The organism is Mesorhizobium sp. M2A.F.Ca.ET.067.02.1.1 (assembly GCF_004023285.1).
Lineage (GTDB): Bacteria > Pseudomonadota > Alphaproteobacteria > Rhizobiales > Rhizobiaceae > Mesorhizobium.
The window spans coordinates 1-5,855 of sequence record NZ_RZSB01000369.1; the positions used below are offsets into that span (position 1 = coordinate 1).

Annotated in this window: 5 protein-coding genes; 3 read left to right on the forward strand and 2 right to left on the reverse strand. The window is 64.5% G+C overall.

Annotated features, from left to right (window positions below; genetic code table 11):
- Positions 1–52 precede the first annotated feature (52 nt).
- The gene (locus tag EOA28_RS22310) at positions 53–1,627 is read right to left on the reverse strand and encodes an NAD(P)/FAD-dependent oxidoreductase (RefSeq protein ID WP_128315273.1); all 1,575 of its coding nucleotides are present in this window, start codon (positions 1,625–1,627) and stop codon (positions 53–55) included.
- The gene (locus EOA28_RS22315) at positions 1,614–3,233 is read right to left on the reverse strand and encodes an NAD(P)/FAD-dependent oxidoreductase (RefSeq protein ID WP_127252519.1); all 1,620 of its coding nucleotides are present in this window, start codon (positions 3,231–3,233) and stop codon (positions 1,614–1,616) included. The genes EOA28_RS22310 and EOA28_RS22315 overlap by 14 nt, the downstream gene beginning before the upstream one ends.
- A 253-nt stretch (positions 3,234–3,486) precedes the next feature.
- Between EOA28_RS22315 and EOA28_RS22320 the strand changes: the two genes are divergently transcribed.
- From EOA28_RS22320 to EOA28_RS22330, 3 genes are all read left to right on the forward strand, one after another.
- The gene (locus EOA28_RS22320) at positions 3,487–4,281 is read left to right on the forward strand and encodes a class I SAM-dependent methyltransferase (RefSeq protein ID WP_127252520.1); all 795 of its coding nucleotides are present in this window, start codon (positions 3,487–3,489) and stop codon (positions 4,279–4,281) included.
- A gap of 6 nt (positions 4,282–4,287) precedes the next feature.
- Complete coding sequence (betI, locus tag EOA28_RS22325) at positions 4,288–4,974, forward strand: transcriptional regulator BetI (protein WP_127252521.1); 687 nt, start codon at positions 4,288–4,290, stop codon at positions 4,972–4,974.
- A 79-nt stretch (positions 4,975–5,053) separates the two neighbouring features.
- On the forward strand, positions 5,054–5,855 hold an 802-nt coding region (locus EOA28_RS22330), incomplete at its 3' end, for an extracellular solute-binding protein (RefSeq protein ID WP_128315274.1).

The window sequence follows — 5,855 nt, forward strand, 5'->3', positions numbered from 1 at the left end:
GTTCATGACGGCGTTCCTTCGCCGTAGAGCGCTACTTCGACGAATTTCATTCTCATGCCCTCATCGCGATGATGCGGCGCGCGGCGTTGAGGCCGGGCGCGCCGGAGCTGCCGCCGCCCGGATGCGAGCCGGCGCCGGCAAGGAACAGCCCTTCGAGCGGCGTGTCGTAGCCCGACCAGCCGGAGACCGGCCGCGACATCAGCATCTGGTCGGCCTGCATTTCGCCGTTGTGCCAGTGGCCGCCGGGCATGCGGTAGCGCGCCTCGATGTCGGCGGGCGTCAGAAGCTCGGCGTGGCGGACCGTCGCGCCGATGCCGGGCGCATAGGTCTCGAGTTGACCCATGACCGCCTTGAGGAATTGCGGCTTGCCGGCGGTCCAGCCTTCTTTCAACACATAGGGCGCGTATTGCACCACGGCCGAGAGCACGCAGGCGCTGGACGGTGCGAGCGATGGATCGACCAGGCTGGGCAAGGTAATCTCCATCACCGGCTCGGGCGAGAACGCGCCATATTTCGACGGGTTGAAGGCGCGCTCGACATGGTCGGGCGAAGGCGCGATGACGAGGCGACCCTTATGGCCGGCGGCATCGATGCCTGAGAATTGCGGCGGTCGGTCGAGCGCCAGATGGAGCTTCGCCGCATCGCCCTTCATGCGGATATTCCGGACCTTGCGCACGAAGCCGGTGTCGACCTCGCGCGGGCCGACGAGATCGAGGATCGTGGCTGCGGGATTGATGGCCGAGACGACGGTCTTTGCGCGCAGCGTCTCGCGGCTCTGCGTAACGACCCCCACGGCGCGGCCCTTCTCGACGATCACCTTGGCGACCGGCGAAGCGCGACGGATGGAGACGCCGGCCTTCTCCGCCGCGGCGCGAATGGCGGCAACGACGGCGCCCATGCCGCCTTTCGGCTGGACTTGCGCGCCCGCAAGGCCGCCGATCTCGCCGGCAAGCCGATAATAGAGACCGAGCAGGGAGGTCGGCGAGCGCGGCCCCAGATGCGAGCCGAGCGTCGCGTCGAAGGCAAGCAGACCCTTCAGTCGGTCGTCCGAAAGCTGCTCGTCGAGCAGGTCGCAGACATTCATCAGAAGCACGCGCAGGAAGTCGCGCATGTCTTCCTTGCCGAGCCGCTTCAACGCCAGCGCCGTCTGGCCAAGCCCGGTCATTTCCGTGAGCGACATGTTGCCGAGGTCCGGCGGCCGGCGCGACAGGAACGGCTTCAGCACGCCGGCATAGCGCAGCAATTGTGAACGCAATTCCTTCCAGGCGGCTTGCTCCGAAGGGCTCGCGCCGGTCAGCACTTCGCCATAGGCGCCGTGCAGCGTAAGCGGGCCGTCCTTGGACAGCGCGACCGAGGGCACGAAATCGCCGCGTTCGACTTTCAGCCCGTGGCGTTCCAGCTCCAGCGTCTTCACCACATCGGGATGCAGGCGGTTGAGCAGATGGGCGACCGCGGAGACTCGAAAGCCCGGCGCGAATTCCTCGGTGCGTGCCGCGCCGCCGACCTCGTTGCCGGCTTCGAGCAGCAGCACCTTGCGGCCCGACTTCGCCAGCGTGGCGGCGGCGACGAGGCCGTTATGGCCGCCGCCGATGACGATGGCGTCCCAATTCATTTCAGATGACGTCATGGGCCGGGCTCATATGCAGGGTCGGCTTGGCGAGATCGCGCAGGATCTCGGCGGCGGCGTTGCGTCCCGGTGCGCCCATGACGCCGCCGCCGGGATGGGTGGAGGAGCCGCACATATAGAGCCCGCCGATCGGCGAACGGTATTGCGCGTAGCCCGGCACCGGGCGGTTGAAGAGCAGCTGGTCGAAGGTCAGCTCGCCCTGGAAGATATTGCCTTCGGTGAGGCCGACCTCGGCCTCGATCTCGCGCGGCGTGCGCACCTCCATATGGACGATGCGATCGCGGAAGCCGGGCGAATATTGCGCGATCTGGGAAATCACGCTTTCGGCGAAGCCGTCGCGGTCGGCGTCGGTCCAGTCGCGCCCGTCTATCTTGGGCGGCGCGTATTGGACGAAGCAGCTCATGAAGTGCTTGCCCGGCGGCGCCATGGTCGGGTCGAGCGTGGTCGGGATCATCATGTCGAGGAAGGGGTCGGCAGACCAGCGCCCGGCCTTCCAGTCGTCATAGGCGCGCTCCATGCGTTCGATGGAATCGGTGAAGTGCATGTCGGCGCGGTAGACCGGCGAATCCTTCGGCAGGGCCGGAAACTCGGGCAGCGAATCCAGCGCGATGTTGACCTTGCCGGACGAGCCGCGGATCTTGAAGTTCCTGATACGGCGCAGGAAGATGTCGGGCAGTTCCTTCTCCTCGACCAGTTTCAGGAAGGTGCGCTTGACGTCGGCGTTGGAGATGACGAGCTTGCCAAAAATTTCCTCGCCGCTGGCGAGCACCACGCCCTTGGCCTTGCCGTTCCTGATCAGCACATGATCGACCTCGGCGCCCGTGCGGATGGTGCCGCCGGAAGCCTTGAAGGAGGCGGCCAGCGCCCTGGTGACGGCGCCCATGCCGCCGCGCGCATAGCCCCAGGCGCCGATCGAGCCGTCGACCTCGCCCATATAGTGGTGGAGCAGCACATAAGCCGAGCCCGGCGACATTGGCCCGAGCGCCGTGCCGATGATGGCGGACAGCGCGAAATTCGCCTTGATGATCTCGGTCTCGAAATACTCGTCCAGGAAGTCCGAGATCGACATCGTCCAGAAGCGCAGGGTCAGCGCCATCTCCTCGGCCGAGAGCCCGGCGAACTTCTTGCCGAGATAGAGCAGCTCGCCGAGGTCGCGCGGCTTGAAGCTCGTCGGGTCTGGCGCGGTGCGCATCAAGAGCGGCTGGATGAAGCGGCACTGCCGCGTGACGTCGCGCGAATAGCGATCATAGGCCTCGGCGTCGCGCTTCGAGAAGCGCGCGAACTCGCGACGATGGGCATCGTGGTCGCGGTAATTGGCGAGATAATCGCCGTCGCGCGTGAACACGGCGCCGCCTTCATAGGAGATCACCTGCAGACCGAAGCGCGGCAGCTCGAGATCGCGCATGATCTCGGGTCGGAACAGCGAGCAGACATAGGAGCAGTTGGAATAGAGGAAGCCCGGCGTCAGCTCCCGGCTGGTGGCCGCGCCGCCGACCCAGTCGTTCTTCTCGACCACCAGCACGTCCAGGCCGGCGCGCTGCAGATAGCAGGCGTTGACCAGTCCGTTATGTCCGCCGCCGATGACGATCGCGTCCCAGGCCTTCAAGCGCGCAGAAGCTCCATCCGGTAGCCCTATCTTCCTGTTTTTGCGCAACTCCTGACGGAAAACCGCTTCACGCTTTTCCTGGAATTGCCCGTGCCTTTGTTCCCCGATTGCCCAAATTTGGCACGGTTCACGGTTTTTTGTCCAGCCATCTTGAATGAATGTTCAACAAATGATGTTGCGTTTTCCTGTTGATGCGCTAGGCTTTGGCAGCATTCTGGACTGATCCACATCGGCATTTGGGGTTGAAGATCCGATGATCGAAACGGCTGACGCCGAGCCGGAATATGACGACACCGCCATCCGCTTTCTCGAAGCGTTGTGGGGCGAGGGCTACCTTTCGCCGGGCGGCCCCGAAGAGGTCGACCGCGTCATCGAAGGCCTGTCGCTCAAGGGCAAGACGATCGTCGATATCGGCTGCGGAGCCGGCGGCATCACGCTGCATCTGGTGGCAAAGCACGGCGCGGCTCGCGCCACCGGCTTCGACGTCGAGAAGCCGGTGATCCAGGCGGCAAGGCGAGGGGCGATAAGGCAGGGCCTGGAGGACCGCGTCAGCTTCGTCCAGGCGCCGCCGGGGCCGCTGCCTTTCGCCGACGCCTGCTTCGACCTCGTCTTCTCCAAGGACGCGCTGCTGCATGTGCCGGACAAGGATGCGCTGTTCGCTGAAATCTTCCGTGTGCTGAAGCCGGGCGGGGTCTTCGCGGCGTCGAACTGGATGATCGGGCATGACGGCGAGCCGTCGCCTCAGATGAAGACCTATATAGCGGCCGAAGGGCTGTCCTTCGCCATGGCCTCACCGGCGCGCTATGCCGAAGCGATGCGGCGCGCCGGCTTCACCGACATCACCATCCGCGACCGCAATCCATGGTACCGCGAGGTCGCGCGCGAAGAGCTTTCGCGGCTCAAGGGGCCGCTCTACGCGCAGGCCGCGGCAGCGGTCGGCGCGGCCTATGTCGACAAGAACATCAGGACCTGGGAGGCGATGCAGAAGGTGCTTGACAGTGGCGAGCACCGCCCCACTCATCTGCGCGGTTGGAAGCCGGTCGGATAGCCGGCGATGCTGGAGACCGTCACCCATATGAAGACCGTAGAGGCTACCGACAATGAGGCTCAATCGGCACCCAAAGGCGATGCCGAAAAGCGCGGCCGCAAGGCCTCGAAAGAGGTCCGCCGGTTGCAGCTGATCGAGGCGACGATCGATTCGCTCGCCAAGCGCGGTTATGCCGAAACGACGATGGCCGATGTCGCGGACGGCGCAGGCCTGTCGCGCGGCATCGTCAACTTCCATTTCGAGAGCAAGGAAAAGCTGCTCATCGCCACGCTGCAGCACATGTATGACGAGTATTCGGCGCATTGGCGCACTGCCCTCCAGAAGGCGGGCGACGATCCGGCGAGACAATTGCAGCAGCTGGTGTGGGCCGATTTCGACCGCTCGATCTGCAACAAGCGCAAGCTCGCCGCCTGGCTCGCCTTCTGGGGCGAGGCCAAGTCGCGGCCGACCTACCAGGCGCTGAGCAGCTCGCGCGACAATTACTACCAGCAGGTCTTCATCGATCTCTGCGCGACGCTCAAGGAAAGCGGCGGATACAGCTATGACCCCCAGGCCATCGCGCTCGCGCTCAGCGCCATGCTCGAGGGCCTGTGGCTGCGGCTGATGATGGGGACGGAGGACACCACGCGTGAGACGGCATTGCAGGCTGCGAACGCGTTTTTGGCCGCCGCCTTCCCCAAACATTATGGCTAGCGGGAACTGGGCTAGCAAAAACCGGGGTTAGCAATAGCCGGCCAAACAAGACCGGCAAACCAAAAGAGGATGGAACAGCATGAAGAAACTCAGCCGACGCCTGACACTGACCCTGGCGCTTGGGAGCGCGCTCGCGGCTTCGGCGGCGGCGTTCGCCGTCGCCGCCGACAAGGACCTGATCGTGTTCGACTGGTCCGGCTACGAGGATCCGAGCTTCCACGGCAAATATGTCGAGAAGAACGGCGACTCGCCGACCTTCGCCTTCTTCGGCGACGAGGACGAGGCCTTCGAAAAGATCCGCTCCGGCTTCAAGTCCGATCTTGGCCATCCCTGCTCGCAAAGCGTGGTGAAGTGGCGCGAAGCCGGGCTCTTGCAGCCGCTCGACACCTCGAAGATCACCGGCTGGAAGGACCCCAATCCCGGCATCATGGCGATGAAGGACCTCGCCACCACGCCCGACGGCAAGGCCTGGTTCATGCCCTGGGACTGGGGCGATACCCAGCTGACCTACAATTCCGACAAGATCGCCGAAAAGGACGTGCAGTCGCTGAAGGTGTTCGCCGATCCGAAATACAAGGGCCGTGTCTCGATCGGCGACAATGTCGACGACGCCTATGCCCTGGCCAGCCTCGCCATCGGGCTCAAGGACTGGACCAAGATAACGGACGACCAGTTCAAACAGGCGTCCGATTTCCTGCGCCAGGTGCACAAGAATGTGCGCTCCTACTGGACCGACACGACCGACATCGTGCAACTTCTCTCGGGCGGCGAAGTCGATCTCGCCTGGGCCTGGAACGACGCCACCGTGCAGTCGGCCGCAGCGGGCGTGCCGATCAAATCCAAGAAGGACACTGACGAAGGCATCTCGACCTGGGTATGCG

What these genes read in the sequence shown, in the direction of transcription:
- EOA28_RS22310 (WP_128315273.1), bottom strand. Translation starts at nt 1,627, where the DNA reads ATGACGTCATCTGAAATGAATTGGGACGCCATCGTCATCGGCGGCGGC.
- EOA28_RS22320 (WP_127252520.1), top strand. Translation starts at nt 3,487, where the DNA reads ATGATCGAAACGGCTGACGCCGAGCCGGAATATGACGACACCGCCATC.
- betI (WP_127252521.1), top strand. Translation starts at nt 4,288, where the DNA reads ATGCTGGAGACCGTCACCCATATGAAGACCGTAGAGGCTACCGACAAT.